We start from the raw sequence: 19,709 nt of genomic DNA, 5'->3' as shown, positions 1-19,709 counted from the left end.
GAATTTTTGAACACACACTTAAATGGTTATTTTAAATAATTTTCTCGGACGTCCTTTTTGATAAGGCTTTTCCTCGCCCACTGCCTTAATAACCTCTCCTGATAATAATTTGTATATCGTCCGTTCAGCACTGCGTTTGGTTACACGATAGTAATTGGCAATATCGTTTGCGGAAAACGGTTCATTGTTACGCAATTTAATGAAGTCAATAAAGTTATACGATAATTCATTATTTAATTTCGCCTTATGAATTAAGGCACGGTATAGCTGGGAAGCGTTAAAATGTTTCTCAACTCCAAGTGGTCCGATCGTTTCCTTACGTTCATTCACAATATAACAATTACTGTTTTCCGAATGCTTGCACGTTTCTAATGCTAATTTGGCATGATCCTCCGCTTGCTTCGCTGTCAGCCCAAGCCCAAACCCAATTTCCACTGTAATGTTCAACGTTCGTTCTATTTCCAATAAAAGCGGGAAGTCCCGGTAATGGTTTGTAATATAATTTAATATCCCGCGTGTTCCGAACAGGGCAAACTGATTGCCATTTGCCAAGACAGAGGAACGCGTTTGCTGACCAAATTTCAGTAAAATTTGCTGTAATTCAAGTAACAGGTTCTGTGCAAACAGTTCACCTTTGTCGGCAGTAAGCAATTCATAATCTTTAATGCGAACAAAACCGGAAACGATTTGTACGCTTTTGGACTGATTCAATTTAGCAGTTTCCCTCGCACGCTCAATCGCATTTTCCATGTTAATTTTGGGGATTTGCATACAGAATGCCGGTATATTATTTTTTTCCAATCGCTCCGCAACTTCCTCAATCGAGGTTAAAATATAATCAATTTTACCGTCATTCCAAAGGTCTTCGTGATGCTTTATGATCCGATCGATGTCCAATTCTCTATCTTCGCCATAACTATATGTATAGATAGGATGATCATGCATCGCTAATTCTGTCATTACTTCCTTCACATGATTATGATTCAGTACATCGATGGAAAACCGGCCCAATGATTTATTATGAGCGTTTTGCAGCCGGTAAAAAGATGTCAGGATCGTATACGCATCGCACGCAACCTGAACGGCAGGAAGACGTTTTTTATCAATTTTTTCCTTCGCATACAGATATGGAAGTGTACCAGCGAATAAATAGATATCACACATGACCGCTTTTTCGATTAATTCAATTGTTTCCTTTGCATTCGTAAAAATAAACGGAGTAATTTCAATGTCCTCCTGATCCTCCACATAGTAGTTTAGTTTGTCAATTGTTTCCTTCCTGCCAAAAACAGCAATCTTAATTTTCATAGACGAAATCCCCTTGTATAGTATGTTTTGACCCTAATTAAAGAAGTGTTTAGAAATCATGTAAAATAGTTCGGCTCTGTATGGTTGCTGAAGAATGGAGTCCGTGGTGCTATGTTTTGATCAGTTTTTCAGATAATTGATTAGCAACCTTCCGATGTCGGCAATATAGTCTCTGCCGATTCCGTTATTAACCCAGTTTTGTGTCAGTATAGCAGCATAAATGGTGTCTCCTTTATTGCTGATAATAGCTGCATCATGCTCTATACCGGGTAGCTCACCGGTCTTGTGGAAAAAGTCAATTCCATCTCCTTCATGCAAGTAGGCCGGTAATTTCTGTTTGAATTGCTGGTAATACAGTATCCGCAGCATTTGCTTTCTACTGTCATCGTTTACTATTTTGTTGGGTTCAGCAATCAGACTTAATAGTTGTACCATATCATATGCACATGTATAATTATCCCTCCCTTTCTCAATCGCCTTTTGATCCATGAATTTTCTGCCTATTTTTGTATGGTACAAGCCAATTTCTGCAGCAAATTTATTTACGTGTTGGACACCTATTTTCTCCAGCAGCAGGTTTGCCGCGGTATTGTCAGAAACAATAATCATCAATTCCAGCAAATTTTGGTAGCTGTATCCATTAACGTTTGTAAGATAGTTAATGACACCAGCTCCTCCCGCCTTCTTTTCACTTTCTATATCCACAGATGTCTCGGGGTCTAGCAGGTTGCGTTCGATTTGTCGATAGGCTTCGATAAGAATAGGAATCTTAATCATGCTCGCAGCCCTTATTGATTCGCATGCATTAATCGCAATATCACCGGATTTCGTTTTTATCAAAATAGAAAAGTGATCAATTGTTTCATCAATTTTGTTAAGGATAGCTGCTTCTAATTCACTAAGGCTCATGGTTCATTCACCTTTTTCAAGTTAACTAAAATAGCTGAGTAATGTACTTACTTCAATTTATGTGAATTTTTAGTAAATTATTCAAGAAAAAATGTTATGCTTAACACGTCTGCGTTAATTATTATTATGGTACGGAATTTTCTTAATATTGTCAAGAAGTAATTCAAGGAAAGTTAAGGAAAATAGCTGATTTTTATGTGATGGGTTCCCGCACGTTAAAACATTATCCCATTAACATGACGAGGAACTAACTCTCGTGATAGGATTAGATTAATGATGAAAGAGGGGGAATTTTTGATGAAGACGTTGACGGAAAAACTGCAAATAACCATCCCCATTGTTCAAGCTGGGATGGCCGGAGGAATTACAACGCCAGAGCTTGTAGCGGCGGTTGCGAATGTTGGAGCGCTTGGAACAATCGGTGCAGGTTATATGAGTTCAACCGCATTGAAAAAGGAGATAAGACAAGTCAAGAACTTAACGAAGAAGCCTTTTGCTGTTAATTTGTTTGCAACGAATTTGGAAGCATTCGCTACGGATACAAGTGAAATGCAAGGTGTACTAAATCAATTCAGAGATAAACTCGAAATAAAACACGGAGAAAGAGCTGTAAAGGTTCATGATTATTTACAGGAGAAGGTAGAGCTAATCCTGGAAGAAAATGTTCCAGTTGTCAGCACGGCATTTGGGGTATTGCCATCGGTTTTGATAGAAGAGCTAAAGCGGAATCAGGTAACATTACTCGGAATGGCAACGAACGTGGAGGAAGCGAATCAACTAGTTGATGCTGGATATGATATCATTGTTGCGCAGGGCCATGAAGCTGGCGGCCATCGGGGAACGTTTAATGTCGAAAAATATAAAGGTGGCTGTAACATTGGACTGGTTGTTTTAGTGCAGGAATTAGTATCCACCCTTACTGTTCCCGTCATTGCTGCTGGTGGGATACATGCAAAGAATCAGGTTGATGCGCTGTTGGAAATGGGAGCAGCAGGTGTTCAATTAGGTACACGGTTTTTAGTAGCGAAAGAAGCTGGAACAAATCGTGCATATCGGCAAGCACTCCTGAAGGCGCAGGGTGAGGATACTGTTATTACAAAGGCGTTTTCCGGACGGCCAGCGCGGGCAATTCATAACCGCTTCATTGAAGAAGTGGAAAAGAGTCAGGTCGAGACATTACCGTTTCCGATTCAAAACGAGCTGACGAAGGATGTGCGCAGTGCTGCGAAGGAATTTGCTGTTTCTGCCTATCAGTCACTTTGGGCAGGTCAAGGTGTTGGCGCGATTGAAAAAGAAGAAACAGCTGCAGCAATTATTCATGCTTTGGATCAAGATCAATGATGATTGTGGACAAGGCCTGTCCTACGATCGAGCGCGCGAGAAACCCGATGGAGTCCGCGGAAAACCCGATGGAGCCCGCGGAAACTCTAATCGAGCGCATAAGAAACCCGATCGAGCGCGCGAAAAACCCGATGGAGTCCGCGGAAACCCTGATCGAACGCACAAAAAACCCGATGGAGCGCGCGAAAGACCCGATGGAGCGCGCGAAAGACCCGATGGAGCGCGCGAAAGACCCAATCGAGCGCGCGAAAAAACCGATCGAACGCACAAAAAACCCGGTGGAGCCCGCAGAAACCCCGATCGAGCGCATAAAAAACCCGATCGGCTTTCGACAAAATTCGGGAAGTGTGCCACTTATACGGCACTCTGTCACTCCCCCCTCCAAATCTATTGCTGCAGGCTATAGTGCTCCTTTACCTGTTCCCGTAATTGCCGTTTGAGAAATTTTCCTACTGATGTTTTCGGTATTTCATCAAAAAATAGTATATCGTCGGGAACCCAGAATTTCGCAAATTGTGGACGTAAAAATTCCAGCAGTTCCGCTTTTCCAACGGAGTCTCTATACCCTTCATGCAGAACGACGCAGGCAATCGGGCGTTCCTGCCATTTTTTATCTGGAATGGCAATTACACTGGCTTCAAAAACGGCATCGTGTGCCATCAGGGCATTCTCAAGCTCTACCGATGAAATCCACTCCCCGCCGCTTTTGATCAAATCCTTAGTCCGGTCGACTATTTTGATTGTCCCTTCCTCATCGACGGTCACGACATCTCCGGTATGGAACCAGCCGTCAGTAAAGGCATTCTCGCTTCGTTCGTCTTTGTAATATTCACTGGCAATCCACGGGCCGCGCAGGCATAGTTCGCCCATTTCCTGATTATCCCATGCTACCTCACCATCATTGCCGATAATTTTCATTTCCAATCCTGGAACAAGGATACCTTGCCTGGATCGTTCCTCCAGTTTTTCATCATCACTTAGGTCCTGCTGGTAGCTTTTTAGGCGGGAAAAGGTTACCAGTGGTGTTGTTTCCGTCGCACCATAGGCATGATAAAATGGAATCTTGTATTTTTTCTCAAATGCTTGGATTAAACCTTTTGGTGCGGCTGCTCCACCACAAAGTACCGCTCGCAAACTCGATGTATCATAATTCCCTTGTTCCAACTCCTTTAGTAGCCCCAGCCAGATTGTCGGTACCCCAGCCGTGATGGTCACCTTGAACTTTTCGATGAATTCAGCAAGTCGTTTTGGTGTGAATCGCGGTCCTGGCATGACTTGAGTTGAACCGAACCAGGTACAAGCAAACGGAGTCCCCCAGGCATTTACGTGGAATTGCGGCACAACAGCCATCGATACGTCTGATTCGGAAATAGCAGCAGTATCAGCAAGTCCCAGGGCAAAGCTGTGCAACACAATGCCGCGGTGGGTATATAGGACACCCTTAGGCTTACCGGTTGTCGCGGATGTATAGCACATTCCGGCCGGATCATTTTCGTTGATGTCAGCAGCAAATGGGAAGGCTGGATCTCCGGTATGAAGTAATTCTTCATAGGAATACAATGGATGTAGGGATGATTCCGGGAGTTCTGCTTTATCGGTCATCACAACAAATGCTTCAACTGTTTTGAGCTGACCCTGAATTTTTTCGATGAGAGGCAAAATATCTTCATCGATCAACAGAACCTTGTCTTCGGCGTGATTAATAATGTAGATGATATGTTCAGGTGAGAGCCGAATATTAATCGTGTGCAAAACAGAACCAATACCAGGTGCGGCAAAATAAATTTCCAAGTGCCTGTGATGGTTCCAAGCAAGTGTACCAACCCGGTCGCCTTTTTGGACACCTAATTCCGCTAATACACTCATTAACTTACGTGTTCTTTTGCCGATCTCGGTGTACGTTAGAGTGTGGAGCTTGTCATGCGTTTGCGAAATCACCTGCTTCTTGGCAAAAAATTTCTCAGCACGCTCGAGCAAAGATCCTACTGTTAATGGGGTTTGCATCATAACCAACCATCTCCCTTTATTATTTAATTAGACCTTATACCTATAATATCACAAGATTGCAAACGTTTTCACAAAATTGTTCTTTTTAATGAAACTATATGAAAGGCATTGCCGAATTAGTCATGCTAAAATAGTTACAATGAGAGGCAGGTTTTCAAATGGACAGACAGCAGCATGACTTCACACAGGGAAATATCCTGAAACAGCTGATCACTTTTTCCGGGCCAATTATGCTGACAAACCTATTGCAGACATCTTACCAATTTGCTGATAGTTTATGGGTCGGAAATTTACTTGGGGCAAACGCACTTGGGTCTGTTGCTGTTTCCAGTACCATTATTTTTACGATTTTGTCCTTTATTATCGGCTTGAATAATGCCGCATTAACAATTCTGTCGCAGCAAAAAGGCCGTGATAATGCAGAAGGACTGAGGCGTTATCTTAATGCTTTTGTTATCATCTTAACACTGTTAGCCGTTTTGCTGGGAACAGCCGGCTTCGTGTTGGCTGAGCCGCTGCTGCATCTGTTAGGAACTCCTGCAAGCATGATGGCATCAGCAAAAGCCTATTTGCAAATTAATTTTCTTGGGATATTATTTTTGTTTGGCTATAACTTTATTAGTACCGTGCTTCGGGCGTTAGGAGATAGTAAGACCCCATTGCGTTTCGTTCTGATTGCCGTTATTCTGAACATCGTGCTTGATCCATTGTTCATTAGTGGATTTGGCTTAGGTGTAGAAGGTGCTGCATATGCTACGGTGACATCGCAAGGGTTAGCATTTTTGTACGGGATTGGTTATGTATTGTATCGAAAACTTGCCCCATTTAGTATCCCTGCACTTCCAAGCAAGCAGGAAGTCGCCTTAATCCTAAACCTCGGCATTCCATCCGGTTTGCAGATGGCGGTTATTTCGGCTGGTGTGGCAGCGATTATGAGTGTTGTCACGGGATTTGGCGAGGATGTTGTTGCCGGTTTCAGTGCAGCACAGCGGCTGGATAGCTTGCTGATGCTGCCGGCACACGCCCTGGGAACATCAGTAAGCAGTATGGCCGGGCAAAATATCGGCATCCGAAACTGGTCTCGTGTAAGCAGCATTGCCAAATATGGAGTTCTATACAACTTTTCTGTTATGCTGTTGGTAGGAATATTGGTTCTGTTTCTAGCAAAATATGGTGTAAGGCTATTTATAGATGATCCGGAAGCTGTTGATTTTGGCACGAAATACTTGCAAATTGTGGCATTATGCTATCCGTTTCTTGGCATAAATTTTATCTTAAATGGAATTGTTCGCGCTGCAGGTGCCATGTATCAGGTGCTTGCATTAAACGTCATTTCCTTATGGATCCTGCGCTATCCTTTGGCAGCAATTGGTGCAACTATTTTTGGAGACACAGGAATTGCAATGGGCATGGGGGCAAGCTTTTTGACTAGCAGTCTATTCGCGTATCTATATTATCGTTATGGAAAATGGCGGGAAAAAAAGTTATTCACAAAACGTGAAAATACCTAGTGTTTATGCACAAGCTGTGGATAACGCTGTGCATAACCGCTATATTTTGTAGGGATTGATAAAATTCGACACAAAATATAGAATTAGTCTGTGGATAACCTATGAAACTAGTATGTCGATCTAATGAAAGGCGAAGCAAAATGAAACGAAACGTGAAGAAAGCTATCAAGCAAGCACTCCTTATTTTAACCGTACTATGCGGGATTTTTATTTTCATATCCGTCGTATCGATTAAACATAATGATACGGATTTTCAAATAGACCGCTCGCTGATTAGTGAACAGGTTATTGCGTATGAGCCGCTTATTGAAAAATATGCTAAGAAATATGAAGTGACAGATTATCAAGATGTATTACTGGCAATGATGATGCAGGAATCCGGTGGACGGGGAAATGACCCAATGCAGGCCTCGGAAAGTTATTGCGGAAAAGTAGGCTGTATTGACGACCCCGAGCTTTCGATTAAACAAGGTGTCTATTACTTTTCACAAACAATTGATGCAGCAGGCGGTGATGTCGAATTAGCCATCCAGTCCTATAATTTTGGCAGAGGCTTTATTGACTATGTGAAAAATAATGCCGGATCATATACACAAGAAGCGGCAATTGACTTTTCCAAAAAAATGTATAAAAATGCTGAAGACAAATCGATTTATACTTGTTTGCGTCAGGAGGCGAAACAGTATAATGCCTGCTATGGGGATATTTACTATGTTCGTGATGTGATGAAATATAAGGAAGCGCTGGATGATCAACAAAAATAGGGTGAGAAGTGATAAAATAAAGGAAATGAAATATATAAGGAGGCATAAATAATGGTAAAAGCTATTCAGACAGAAAACGCACCAGCGGCCATTGGGCCATATTCACAGGCGATTAAGGCGGGGGATTTCGTCTATGTTTCGGGGCAAATTCCGATTAACCCTGCTACAGGTGATGTGGAACAGGGGATAGAAAAACAGACCAAACAGGTGCTGAAAAATCTTCAGGCCATTCTAACAGAGGCAGGAGCAGATTTCTCGCAGGTAGTCAAATTCACGATTTACCTTGCATCCATGGATAACTTTGCAACCGTAAATGAAATTTATGGAAGCTATTTGCAAGAACCGTATCCTGCACGAGCGACCGTCGAAGTGAGTCGTCTTCCTAAAGATGTGCTTGTAGAAATGGACGTAGTTGCGTATTTAAAGTAACGGAAGGATGTAAGTTATTGAATAATTTCACGTATTATAACCCAACAAAATTGATATTTGGTAAAGGTCAATTAGATGCACTGCCAGTAGAAGTTGCCAAATATGGAAAGAAAGTTTTGCTTGTTTATGGCGGTGGCAGCATTAAGCGCAACGGTATCTATGACAATGTTATCAATAAATTACAAGAGATCAACGCAGACGTTTATGAACTGGCTGGTGTTGAGCCGAATCCACGTATATCAACGGTTCGTAAAGGCGTCAAGATTTGTAAGGACATGGAAATTGAATTTGTTCTAGCGGTTGGCGGCGGCAGTACGATTGACTGCACGAAGGCAATTGCCGTTGGGGCAAAGACAGATGTCGATATGTGGGATATCGTGACGAAGAAGGAGCAAGCAATAGAAGCACTGCCCTTTGGAACGGTATTGACCATTGCGGCAACTGGGTCAGAAATGAATGCCGGATCGGTCATCACGAACTGGGAATTAAACGAAAAGCATGGCTGGGGCACACCCTTTACATTTCCTAAATTCTCCATCTTGGATCCAACACATACGTTTTCATTGCCGCGTGAACAAACGGTTTACGGAATAGTTGATATGATGTCACATGTTTTAGAACACTATTTCCATCATACAGCTAATACACCAATACAGGATCGCTTTTGTGAAGCAATTTTGCGTACCGTAATGGAAACAGCTCCAAAGCTCTTGCAGGACCTGGAGAATTATGCGTATCGTGAAACGGTTATGTTAAGCGGAACTTTAGCATTAAATGGTATGCTGAACATGGGTTACCAAGGCGATTGGGCTACACATAATTTGGAACATGCTGTATCTGCTGTGCATGACATTCCGCATGGTGGCGGCTTGGCTATTTTGTTCCCGCATTGGATGATGCATGTGCTGGATGAGAATGTTGCACGGTTTAAGCAACTAGCTGTACGTGTGTTTGATGTAAACACTTCTGGCAAATCAGATCGTCAAGCAGCGGTTGAAGGAATTGAAAAGCTGCGGGAATTCTGGTCTTCCATTGGTGCACCAGCACATCTTGCCGAATATGCAATTGATCAAAGTTCGATCGAAGTAATGGCGGACAAAACCGTCATAGCTCGTCCTGAGTACGGGAAATTTGCAAGGTTAACAAGAGAAGATTCCGTTGCGATTTTTAAAGCTGCATTATAGGAAAAAGCAGGGTACTCAAAAAAGAACTAGCTGTTAGTAGTAAACAGCTAGTTCTTTTTTTATGGTTTCCCTTATTTTATCCAAGCATTCTTCCGGGGTCTTTGCATAAACCTTTTTCCCATTTACGAGTGCATATGGTCTAACCCGGCATAATCCGCAATGCAATAGGCATTCACTAATGACAACAGAAGCCTCGGGAAATTCAGCTTCAATAATCCCTTCTATATCTAACGTGGTAATCGCATTTCCGTCACAAACATCGATAACGACAATACCCACTGTTATCACTTTCTTTCTATAAGTTAGACTGTGTCAGTTGTAGCATATCCAGAAAAGCAATTCAATATTTTTGCGTCAATGACCGTTATGGCATCAAAGAATTTCCCCATAAAAATAATAAATTCCCGGATACATAATTGTAGTATAATACGTTCAAAGGGGAGGGCATGCGATGCTTACTGAAAAGCAGTTAAACGATATTAAAAAATTGCAACACGAATGTGAAGCGGATGAACAATTTCAATTAAAATTAAACTGGGAAATGCTCCAGAATCGTTCCAGCAATGAAAATCTCGATTTTTTCCACTATATAAATAATGAACTTGTTGGCTTTCTTGGGCTGTACGGATTTGGTACGAAAATCGAGGTATGTGGCATGGTGAAACCAGAATACCGAAGACAAGGAATTTTTACAAAACTATTTCACGATGCTTTAGATGTCATTAGCGAAGGTGATTATAAAACGATACTGCTTAATTCACCTGCAAATTCTGTATCAGGAAGGGAATTTGTGATGAACCAATCCTGTATATATGCAATGACCGAGCACCAAATGCAATACGATGAGAAACAAAGCGGCGATTTTAAAATGACAGATAAAGGCTTAGTACTTCGAAACGCAGGGCCAGAAGATTTTGCCGAAGAGGTTCGTTTGGATATCAGCTGTTTCGGTTTTGAAGAAGAGGAGGCAAAGCTGTATAATGAACGGATCAAAAAAGATAAAGATCAGGAATTTTATATAATTGATTTAGACGGAATTGTAATTGGCAAGATCAGAGTTGCTCATCATAACGATGAGGCCTGGATTTTTGGGTATTGTATTGCTCCGGAGCACCAGGGTAAGGGGTATGGAAAACAGATCTTGCTAAAGGTCATTAAACAGGAAAGAGAAAAAGGCTATCCCCTTTTTCTGGAGGTAGAGACAAAAAACGATCATGCGCTTAAACTTTATGAGACATGTGGTTTCAGGTCCTATCAATCGCAGGATTATTATACGTTGGCAAGGTAATGCTATCAAGAAAACGTTGATTCAAGTACAAATTCATCCATCAAAAACGGACAGCTAAGGAAAAGCTATCCGTTTTCATTCAACTATTCCTAACTATGAGTAAGAAGAAAGCCGGCGCGAATGCTTTCCTTCATACTCATGCCGATACCAGGCTGCCAACATGATCACGCCACTTAATACAAGCAGGCCGCTTGTTACGAAAAATACACCGGAAAAACCGAAGAATCCTGCGAGCATTCCTCCAAGTGCTGGTCCAACGATATTGCCGGCAAATCGTAAGGAAGTATTGTAGCCGAGTACCTCACCTTGAATGGAGAGTGGTGCCTCTTGCCGGATATAGGCAATGCGGACAGGAATAATACCGCCGATCGAAATACCGAGTAAGAAGCGCAGGACTATCAATTGCCAAATATTCGTGACAAATGCCGCCGGGAAGTAGACAATGCCTGCCATGAACAGCAGAACTATCACGATTTTAATATACCCGATCCGGTCACCTAAGCGCCCCCATCTCCTCGCCATTAACAGATTACCAAGACCTGCTGCCGAAAAGGCCATCCCGGAAAATAATGCGATATTTGCTGTTCCGTGCAATTCACTGACATACAACGATAAAATTGGTTGTACGCTAAAGTGGGCGACTTGAACAAGCATGGAGATTAACATGACAACGAGCAGTACGGGCCGGGAAATAATGTGGGCGATCACTTCCTTGCTTGAATAGGCTTTTGTGTCATCTTTGTCATCAGCGAATCTCATCACAATTTCTTTTACCCCGAAGTATACAATTATCCCTGATATAAAGATAGAGATAGACGTCCATTTAAATGTTGCTGCATAACCGAACGCATCAGCAAAGGCGCCACCCAATAAAGGTCCCATTAATGAACCGGTGATGCTGCCGGTTTGCAATGTACCCAGCACGCGGCCGGCAATGTTTTTTGGCGTTTGCGTCGAGATGAACGCTTGTGATATTGGAATAAAGCCAGTAAATATCCCCATGAAAAACCGCAAGATAAAAAGCTGCCATACGTTGGTGGCGAATCCCATCAGGAGGATAGAGAAACCCAGACCTGATGCAGAAATCATCAGGATTCGCTTCCGGCCATATTTGTCGCCGATTCGTCCCCATATCGGTGAAAAGAGAAGGGCGGTCACAAACGTAATGCCAAATATCCAGCCGGACCAATTTTGTACATAGGAAGCCGAGAAATCTCCATAGGTTTCAATGTACAAAGAGAGAAATGGAAGCACCATTGTCATACTTCCGGAAACAAAAAAGTTAGCAAACCACATGATCGCTAAATTTCGCTTTACAATTGAATTTTGCTGGTCAACGATTGCCAATACCTTCTTTCGTGCATTTATTTCGTCACTCTAAATAATATCGAGTGCAGACACAAAATGAAAGTTTTATGCTCACGGTCACGTTATCACTGAATTTCCACAAATTTTCCTTGCTAAAACGGTATAAAGTCCATGTTTAATCTCGACGGATGCGTTATAATAATCAGGAATAGGATGTACTGCAAACGAATAGAAATAAGTTTGACATTACGAATAGTATAGAAATGTATGTAAAGGGGAATTCAATATGAGACGTTTTTGGAAGAAGCTTACAACGGCTGCATTACTAATTGGCTTGATTACCGGGATTGCATTACCGGTCATGGCAGCAGAAGGAGCAAATGATAATTCTGAGAGCATCAATGAAAAACTGGGTGTTCCGATTGTTGTTTACGGTGATACATTATCAAATAGCCAGAAGCAAGAGGTTCGTAAGCTCCTTGAGGTAAAAGATCCGGATAATACGGAGGAATATAATGTGACGGGACAAGATATTGCCAATTATATTGACGGGGATCCCAATTCGCGTATGTATTCTTCCGCGAAAATCACCCGAGAGGAAAAAGGTAAAGGGCTAACCATTAATATTGTAACACCGGAAAATATAACAGAAGTGACAAGTGAGATGTACGCAAATGCATTGTTAACAGCCGGTGTTGAAGATGCAACTGTTGATGTCGCTTCACCAGTAAAAGTAAGTGGTCATTCGGCATTAACCGGAATCTACAAAGCATATGATGTTCAAGGGGTAGAGCTTGATAAAGAACGAATGCAATTGGCGGATGAAGAATTGGATGTTTCGACAGACCTTGCGAAAAAAGAAGGAATGAACCAAGAAAAAGTAAGTGAATTAATGACAGAAATTAAAAAAGCAATTGCCGAACAAGATCCAGCTACAAAGGAAGAAGTCGAACAAATTGTCAAGGAACAACTAGATAAGTTGCAAATCTCGCTAAGTGACCAGGACAGGCAAATGTTAACTAATCTTTTCGAAAAAATGCGTGATCTCAATATTGACTTTGACAAAGTAAAAAACCAGCTTGAAGATATTGCATCAACGGTTAAAAATAAAATAGATGAGTTAGGGTTGGATCCCGGCTTTTGGGAAAAGGTAGGAAATTTTTTTAGGGAAATCTTCCAGATGATCGGCAACTTTATTAAGGGGTTATTTGGCTAAATGCAGTCTGACATTCCATTTTATAATATAAAATCAATAGAAAAAAGACAGTGTAAAACCGTTTAGGTTCACTGTCTTTTTTTATGAATAATTTCGACAAAAGCACTTATATTTTGATGGCAAATCAAAGTTTTGCTAATTTTATGTCGTTTAATGGGAAAAATTACATGTTTGCTTATATTGCAAATGAATTCACAAATTTAAATACTTAAATATACTTATAATAAAGGATTTATGGAAATTAGATTCACGAAATTTTTCAGGACACAAATAAAAAATTTGGGCTAAATTCAACAATTTTTTAAAAAACATGTGCAAATTTTGTCGAATAGTAGTATAATTCTCCATGCAGACAAATTTAATAAACCTAAATTGTCTGAATTAAAAAATAATAGAAAAACAACAGGAGGGAATTAGTTCATGAAGAAGTGGTCTTTACTCTTAACATTAGTATTCGCTATGAGTCTTGTTCTTGCTGCTTGTGGCGGAGATACTGATAAAGAATCAAAAGGATCTTCTAACAGTGGAGACGGCGAAAACGGTGAAACAGCAATGGCATCCGACCAAACGTTTAATATAAACATTAAAACAGAGCCGCCGACACTACATCCAGGGAAAGCTACTGACTCTACATCAGCGGCTGTCCTATTACAAACATTTGAGGGGTTAATGCGAATTAACCAAGACGGGGAACCGGAAGAAGCAATGGCGGAAAAAGTGGAGATTTCCGATGACAAGAAAACATACACATTCACGATTCGTGATGATGCGAAATGGTCCAATGGTGATGCTGTTACAGCACAGGACTTTGAATCAGCATGGAAATGGGTGTTAAATCCAGAAAGCCCTGATACAGATTATGCTTATCAGCTTTACCCAATTAAAGGTGCTCAAGATGCAAAGGAAAATGGCGGATCATTGGACGATGTTGGTATTACCGCAAAAGATGATAAAACATTGGTTGTTGAACTGAATAATCCAACACCATATTTCTTAAACCTAACAGCATTTTATACGTATTTCCCAGTGAACCATAACGTTGCTGAAAGTTCTGATGACTGGGCTCAGGATGCTGGAGACCAGTACGTTACAAACGGACCATTCACAATGGAATCATGGAAACATAAAAATCAAATCGTATTGAAGAAAAATCCGGACTACTGGGATGCAGACAACGTTAAACTGGAAACAATTAATATGTACATGATCGATGATGAAAACACAGAACTGCAAATGTATAAAAACGGTGAACTGGATTGGGCAGGGTCACCAACAAGTTCGCTTCCATTAGCAGCAATCCCGGCATTGAAAAAAGATGGTTCATTGAATATATCACCAATGGCAGGTGTATACTACTATTCTTTTAATACAGAAGAAGAACCATTCAATAATGCGAATATTCGCAAGGCTTTTGCGCTGGCAATGGATCGCGAAGGTATCGTGAAAAATATTACAAAAGGTGAGCAGCAGCCAGCGATGGCATTAGTTCCACCTTCTATTTGGGAAGAAAACAGTGAAGGATATTTTAAAGACAAAGATGTAAAAAAGGCGAAAGAATATTTACAAAAAGGATTGGACGAACTAGGGTTGGACAAATTACCAACTGTTAAAATCTCCTATAATACAAGTGAAGCACATGGAGCAATTGCACAAGCTGTCCAGGATATGTGGAGAGAAAATCTTGGTGTTGATGTGGAATTGAATAACGAAGAGTGGAATGTATTCCTTGATACGATGAGTGAAGGAAATTATCAGGTTGGCCGTATGGGCTGGAATGCAGACTTTAATGATGCAATCAACTTCCTGGAAATCTTTGAAACTGTTGGCGGCAATAACTATACCAACTGGGAAAATGAAGAGTTTGCTAAATTAATAGCCGAATCCAGAACAGAAACAGATGAAGCAGCACGTGATGATATTTTACATCAGGCTGAAGAGATATTCATGGATGAAATGCCAATTGCACCAATCTATTTCTATACAAACGTATGGTTAAACAAAGATTATGTAAAAGATGTTGATGTTTCACCACTTGGTGAGATACAACTTAAGTGGGGTTACATCACAGAACATTAATCACAATTGTGGTACCAAGGATCAAAAGGTGTGCAGTGAATTCTGCATACCTCGCATTGGTACCGAATTTGGAAGTAACAAAAACAGCATGAATCGAAAACTCCTTTGATACAACCTTCAGAATTGGCAAGGCCTTATCCAGATAAAGCATTTGCTTAATAACTATTTCTATTAAACGTAACCAGTTTCATAGATGGTAAGGTGTTCTCGTAGGGGGGTGAAACGTTTCATCCCTTTTTCATTAAAAGAAAAATAATTCCTAAAAAACGTTTGTTAGCTTATCAGAGGGAATACGGAGGTGTAATCTCTTGGCCAAATACCTGTTAAAACGGCTAGGTTATATAATTGTTTCACTATTCTTTATCATTACGATAACATTCTTTTTAATGCAGGCAGCGCCAGGTGGACCTTTTGCTTCTGAGCGGAAGTTACCACCGGAAATAGAGCATCAAATGAACGAGGCATACGGATTAAATGACCCATTATATCAACAATATTTTGATTACCTTGTGAATTCCGTTCAATTCGACTTTGGGCCATCTTTTAAATATGTTGGACAGGAAGTTACGGACATCATCAGTAGAAGTTTTCCATATTCCCTAATACTGGGTGCAGAGGCTATCTTCCTTGCCTTGGCGGTGGGTGTGCTTCTGGGAGTAATAGCAGCGTTAAGGCATAATAAATTTGGTGATTATGTGGCGATGGTTATTGCCGTACTAGGAATATCGGTTCCAAGTTTTATTATGGCAACCGTCTTGCAATATATATTTGCCATTAAGTTGGAGATGTTGCCGGTTGCGAGGTTTGAATCATTTGCCCATACCATTTTGCCGGCAATAGCATTAGCCACAACACCGCTTGCTTTTATTGCCAGACTCATGCGTTCCAGTATGCTTGAAGTATTGAATGCTGATTACATTAAAACGGCAAAATCAAAAGGGTTAAGTGAGCGGGTCGTAACATATAGACACGCACTCCGGAATGCCATTTTACCGGTAATATCCTATATGGGACCGTTAGTTGTATCAATCTTGACCGGAAGCTTTGTTATTGAAAAAATATTCGGTATTCCGGGACTTGGAAATGAGTTCGTTGTAAGTGTAACAAACCGTGATTATACCGTCATTATGGGAACGACTGTGTTCTTCAGTGTGTTATTGCTCGTTTCCATTTTAATCGTTGATTTAATATATGGACTTGTTGATCCAAGGATGAAAATTGTTGCGAAGGGGGACAAAAAATAATGGCACAACAAAAACAATCAAGTTTGCAGAAAGCAGATTTAACGCAGTCGGACTTTGAACCCCTTCAAGTCAATGATGCAGAAGCTGAAAAGATTGCTGGTGAAAGTACATCCTATTGGAAGGATGCCTGGCGCCGCTTTCGGAAAAATAAATTAGCCCTTTTTGGGATTGTCGTTATTGTTTTATTAGCAATTGCATCTTTTGCCGGTGGTCCTATTTCGGGTCAAAATTATTACGAGAACAGCTTGATGAAATCTAATCAACCGCCATCGAGTGAGCACTGGTTTGGTACTGATAACTTAGGCCGAGACGTATTTGCCAGAACATGGTACGGAGCAAAGATTTCCTTGTTTATCGGTTTAATGGCTGCCCTGATTGACCTGATTATTGGGATTATCTGGGGTGCAGTTGCCGGATTTTTCGGTGGAAAAGTTGATGAATATATGATGCGGATTGCCGATATTTTGTACGGTGTTCCATATCTTTTAGTTGTCATTTTATTGATGGTTATTATGCCACAGGGGTTATGGACGTTGATTATCGCGATGACCATTACCGGGTGGATCAATATGGCAAGGATTGTACGGGGGCAGGTTATGCAGCTTCGGTCTGAAGAATATGTGATGGCGTCCCAGTCCCTTGGTGCAAGCAATAGCAGGTTACTATTCAGACACTTAGTACCAAATACAATGGGACCTGTACTTGTTACATTAACACTAACGATTCCAAATGCTATTTTCACAGAAGCGTTCTTAAGCTACCTTGGTCTTGGGGTGCCAGCACCACTTGCAAGCTGGGGTACGATGTCGTCTGATGCACTGCCAGCACTGCAGTATTATCCGTACCAGCTTTTCTTTCCAGCGTTTTTCATTTGTTTAACAATGCTGGCATTTAATGTTATTGGTGATGGAATGAGAGATGCGTTAGATCCAAAAGAGCGCTAGTAGAGGCGTAATGGGAGAGGATAGGAAATGAGTAAACTATTAAAAGTTAACGATCTTTCTGTATCGTTTGACACATACGGTAGTGAAGTAAAAGCCGTTCGCGGTGTTAGCTTTGAGCTTGATGAAAAAGAGACACTTGCAATTGTTGGCGAATCCGGATCAGGAAAAAGCGTAACATCACAAGCGATTATGCAGCTGATCCCAATGCCTCCAGGTAAATTTGCTGGTGGATCGATCATGTTTGAAGGAGAAGACTTGACCCAGAAGTCGGAAACGCAAATGCAGGGAATTCGTGGTAAAGATATTAGTATGATCTTTCAAGATCCAATGACATCGCTAAACCCGACTATGACGGTTGGTAAACAGATTGCGGAAGGATTGGTCAAGCACCAGAATATGTCGAAAAATGAAGCACATAAACGTGGTGTTGAGTTGCTTAAGCTTGTTGGAATTCCAAATCCGGAAGCCCGCATTAACCAATATCCGCACCAGTATTCTGGTGGTATGCGACAACGTGCGATGATTGCTATTGCGTTAGCATGTAACCCGAAAGTATTGATTGCTGATGAACCAACAACCGCACTGGACGTAACAATTCAAGCACAGATTCTCGATCTGATGCGTGCCCTGCAGGAAAAAACCGGTACAGCAATTATTCTAATCACACATGACCTCGGTGTTGTTGCAAATGCTGCCCACCGTGTAGCTGTTATGTACGGCGGGAAAATCGTAGAAACCGGTACTGTGGATGAAATCTTCTATAAACCGAAGCATCCCTACACTTGGGGATTGTTAGGATCCATGCCAAAATTGGATAGCGGTGCAGAAGAACTTCAAGCAATTCCGGGCTCCCCGCCTGATTTGGCAGATCCTCCTAAAGGATGTCCGTTTGTTACACGATGCCCATATGCAATGAAGGTATGTGAAAACCATATGCCAGACTATACAGAGCTGTCTGATACACAAAAAACAGCTTGCTGGCTGTTGGATGAGCGCGCACCAAAGGTAGAACCCCCAGAGTCAGCGGTCGTAGGAGGTGCCAAAGTTCATGAGTGAAATGAGAGAAAAATTACTGGAAATCAATAATCTTAAAAAGCACTTTAAAATAGATTCCAAGAATATTTTAAAAGCCGTTGACGGTATTTCGTTCGATATTTATAAAGGGGAAACATTTGGACTAGTAGGAGAGTCCGGTTGCGGAAAATCTACGGCAGGTCGTACCATTTTACGCCTGTACGAGGCGACAGAAGGTGAAGTAGACTTTCAAGGTGAAAATGTTCATGCCAAAAAATCGAAAAAAGAGTTGAAAAAATTTAACCGCAGCATGCAAATGATATTTCAGGATCCTTATGCGTCCCTTAATCCAAGAATGACTGTCAAAGATATTATTGCTGAAGGCATCGACATCCATGGCCTGGCAAAGGACAAAAAGGAACGACTGGATCGTGTCAATGCATTATTGGAAACAGTCGGTCTGAACGCCGACCACGGTAACCGTTATCCCCACGAATTCAGTGGCGGGCAGCGGCAACGAATTGGGATTGCTCGAGCCTTGGCGGTTAACCCGGACTTCATTGTTGCCGATGAACCAATCTCGGCACTTGATGTGTCCATCCAGGCTCAAGTAGTCAATCTATTAAAGAGACTGCAAAAGGAGCGTGGGTTAACATATTTGTTTATTGCCCATGATTTATCGATGGTAAAGCACATAAGTGACCGTGTAGGTGTTATGTATTTGGGTAGTATGGCGGAAATAGCGACAAGTGATGATCTATATGAAGAACCGCTGCATCCTTATACGCAGGCATTGTTAAGTGCGATTCCGATTTCCGATCCGGAGGTGGAACGTTCTAGAGAGCGAATCATCGTAGAAGGTGATGTCCCAAGTCCGATAAACCCGCCAAGCGGCTGCCGTTTTCGAACTAGATGTCCATTTGCCATGGATGTCTGTGCGAAAGTAGTACCAGAATTCCAGGAATACAAAAAAGATCACTGGGTAGCATGTCATTTGTACGATGAAAGATATAATGATGAAGCGAAAGAAACACAAACGATAAAAGCGTAAACAGATCAAAAAACCGGGTTCATTTTATAGCGAAATGGTCCCGGTTTTTTATTTTTAAACCTAAATTTTGCCAAATAACAGGGCGTTTTTTACTAAAGGAAAATATTTTTTTAAA

The 19,709-nt window shown here is 41.4% G+C and carries 18 protein-coding genes; 13 read left to right on the top strand and 5 right to left on the bottom strand.

The window, feature by feature from the left end; genetic code table 11:
- Positions 1-18: 18 nt before the first annotated feature.
- Positions 19-1,308 carry a hypothetical protein gene (locus CZ382_RS24230; RefSeq protein ID WP_088051464.1) on the bottom strand — a complete coding sequence of 430 codons (1,290 nt, stop codon included), beginning with the start codon at positions 1,306-1,308 and terminating at the stop codon, positions 19-21.
- Between the two features lie 120 nt (positions 1,309-1,428).
- Complete coding sequence (locus tag CZ382_RS12000) at positions 1,429-2,217, bottom strand: serine hydrolase (protein WP_088051463.1); 789 nt, start codon at positions 2,215-2,217, stop codon at positions 1,429-1,431.
- Between the two features lie 297 nt (positions 2,218-2,514).
- Between CZ382_RS12000 and CZ382_RS11995 the strand changes: the two genes are divergently transcribed.
- Both CZ382_RS11995 and CZ382_RS11990 read left to right on the top strand, forming a co-directional pair.
- Positions 2,515-3,558 (top strand): NAD(P)H-dependent flavin oxidoreductase, encoded by a 1,044-nt coding sequence (locus tag CZ382_RS11995; protein ID WP_088051462.1) that lies wholly within the window; start codon positions 2,515-2,517, stop codon positions 3,556-3,558.
- Complete coding sequence (locus tag CZ382_RS11990; RefSeq protein ID WP_140392730.1) at positions 3,555-3,998, top strand: hypothetical protein; 444 nt, start codon at positions 3,555-3,557, stop codon at positions 3,996-3,998. Before CZ382_RS11995 ends, CZ382_RS11990 begins: the two co-directional genes overlap by 4 nt.
- On the opposite strand, the gene CZ382_RS11985 is transcribed toward CZ382_RS11990, so the two are convergent.
- A complete protein-coding gene (locus tag CZ382_RS11985) occupies positions 3,946-5,565 on the bottom strand; it encodes a long-chain fatty acid--CoA ligase (protein WP_088051460.1) in 1,620 nt (539 codons plus the stop codon). The two genes, CZ382_RS11990 and CZ382_RS11985, sit on opposite strands and share 53 nt — an antisense overlap.
- Positions 5,566-5,723: 158 nt before the next feature.
- On the opposite strand from CZ382_RS11985, the gene CZ382_RS11980 reads away from it, so the two are divergent.
- The 4 genes from CZ382_RS11980 (at position 5,724) to CZ382_RS11965 (ending at position 9,453) form a co-directional block, all read left to right on the top strand.
- Complete coding sequence (locus CZ382_RS11980) at positions 5,724-7,076, top strand: MATE family efflux transporter (RefSeq protein ID WP_088051459.1); 1,353 nt, start codon at positions 5,724-5,726, stop codon at positions 7,074-7,076.
- 140 nt (positions 7,077-7,216) lie between these two features.
- Positions 7,217-7,840 carry a lysozyme family protein gene (locus CZ382_RS11975; protein ID WP_088051458.1) on the top strand — a complete coding sequence of 208 codons (624 nt, stop codon included), beginning with the start codon at positions 7,217-7,219 and terminating at the stop codon, positions 7,838-7,840.
- 51 nt (positions 7,841-7,891) lie between these two features.
- Positions 7,892-8,269, top strand: coding sequence for a RidA family protein (locus CZ382_RS11970; protein ID WP_088051457.1), 378 nt, complete (start codon positions 7,892-7,894; stop codon positions 8,267-8,269).
- 17 nt (positions 8,270-8,286) lie between these two features.
- Positions 8,287-9,453: an iron-containing alcohol dehydrogenase gene (locus CZ382_RS11965; RefSeq protein ID WP_088051456.1), complete on the top strand. Its 1,167-nt coding sequence runs from the start codon at positions 8,287-8,289 to the stop codon at positions 9,451-9,453.
- A gap of 33 nt (positions 9,454-9,486) precedes the next feature.
- On the opposite strand, the gene CZ382_RS11960 is transcribed toward CZ382_RS11965, so the two are convergent.
- Positions 9,487-9,732, bottom strand: a complete 246-nt coding sequence (locus tag CZ382_RS11960; protein ID WP_088051455.1) for a DUF1450 domain-containing protein — start codon at positions 9,730-9,732, stop codon at positions 9,487-9,489.
- A 172-nt stretch (positions 9,733-9,904) separates the two neighbouring features.
- Between CZ382_RS11960 and CZ382_RS11955 the strand changes: the two genes are divergently transcribed.
- Entirely contained in the window at positions 9,905-10,741 is an 837-nt protein-coding gene (locus CZ382_RS11955) for a GNAT family N-acetyltransferase (protein WP_088051454.1), read from the top strand.
- 93 nt (positions 10,742-10,834) lie between these two features.
- Here the strand turns inward: CZ382_RS11955 and CZ382_RS11950 are convergent, their stop codons facing one another.
- On the bottom strand, positions 10,835-12,037 hold the full coding sequence (locus CZ382_RS11950; RefSeq protein WP_088053460.1) for an MFS transporter: 1,203 nt from the start codon (positions 12,035-12,037) through the stop codon (positions 10,835-10,837).
- Positions 12,038-12,335: 298 nt separating this feature from the next.
- On the opposite strand from CZ382_RS11950, the gene CZ382_RS11945 reads away from it, so the two are divergent.
- The 6 genes from CZ382_RS11945 (at position 12,336) to CZ382_RS11920 (ending at position 19,594) form a co-directional block, all read left to right on the top strand.
- The gene (locus CZ382_RS11945) at positions 12,336-13,265 is read left to right on the top strand and encodes a DUF1002 domain-containing protein (protein WP_088051453.1); all 930 of its coding nucleotides are present in this window, start codon (positions 12,336-12,338) and stop codon (positions 13,263-13,265) included.
- Between the two features lie 420 nt (positions 13,266-13,685).
- Positions 13,686-15,341, top strand: a complete 1,656-nt coding sequence (locus tag CZ382_RS11940; RefSeq protein WP_088051452.1) for a peptide ABC transporter substrate-binding protein — start codon at positions 13,686-13,688, stop codon at positions 15,339-15,341.
- Between the two features lie 308 nt (positions 15,342-15,649).
- Positions 15,650-16,585: an ABC transporter permease gene (locus tag CZ382_RS11935; protein WP_088051451.1), complete on the top strand. Its 936-nt coding sequence runs from the start codon at positions 15,650-15,652 to the stop codon at positions 16,583-16,585.
- The gene (locus tag CZ382_RS11930; RefSeq protein WP_088051450.1) at positions 16,585-17,529 is read left to right on the top strand and encodes an ABC transporter permease; all 945 of its coding nucleotides are present in this window, start codon (positions 16,585-16,587) and stop codon (positions 17,527-17,529) included. The genes CZ382_RS11935 and CZ382_RS11930 overlap by 1 nt, the downstream gene beginning before the upstream one ends.
- A 27-nt stretch (positions 17,530-17,556) precedes the next feature.
- Positions 17,557-18,585, top strand: coding sequence for an ABC transporter ATP-binding protein (locus CZ382_RS11925; protein ID WP_088051449.1), 1,029 nt, complete (start codon positions 17,557-17,559; stop codon positions 18,583-18,585).
- Positions 18,578-19,594: an ABC transporter ATP-binding protein gene (locus tag CZ382_RS11920; protein WP_327365394.1), complete on the top strand. Its 1,017-nt coding sequence runs from the start codon at positions 18,578-18,580 to the stop codon at positions 19,592-19,594. The genes CZ382_RS11925 and CZ382_RS11920 overlap by 8 nt, the downstream gene beginning before the upstream one ends.
- The last annotated feature ends 115 nt before the right edge of the window (positions 19,595-19,709 follow it).

Origin of the sequence: Virgibacillus dakarensis (assembly GCF_900155625.1) — a bacterium.
GTDB classification, from domain to species: Bacteria; Bacillota; Bacilli; order Bacillales; family Amphibacillaceae; genus Lentibacillus_C; species Lentibacillus_C populi.
Note: the sequence above shows the minus strand (reverse complement) of the source record. Positions and strands in the feature narration are given on the sequence as shown.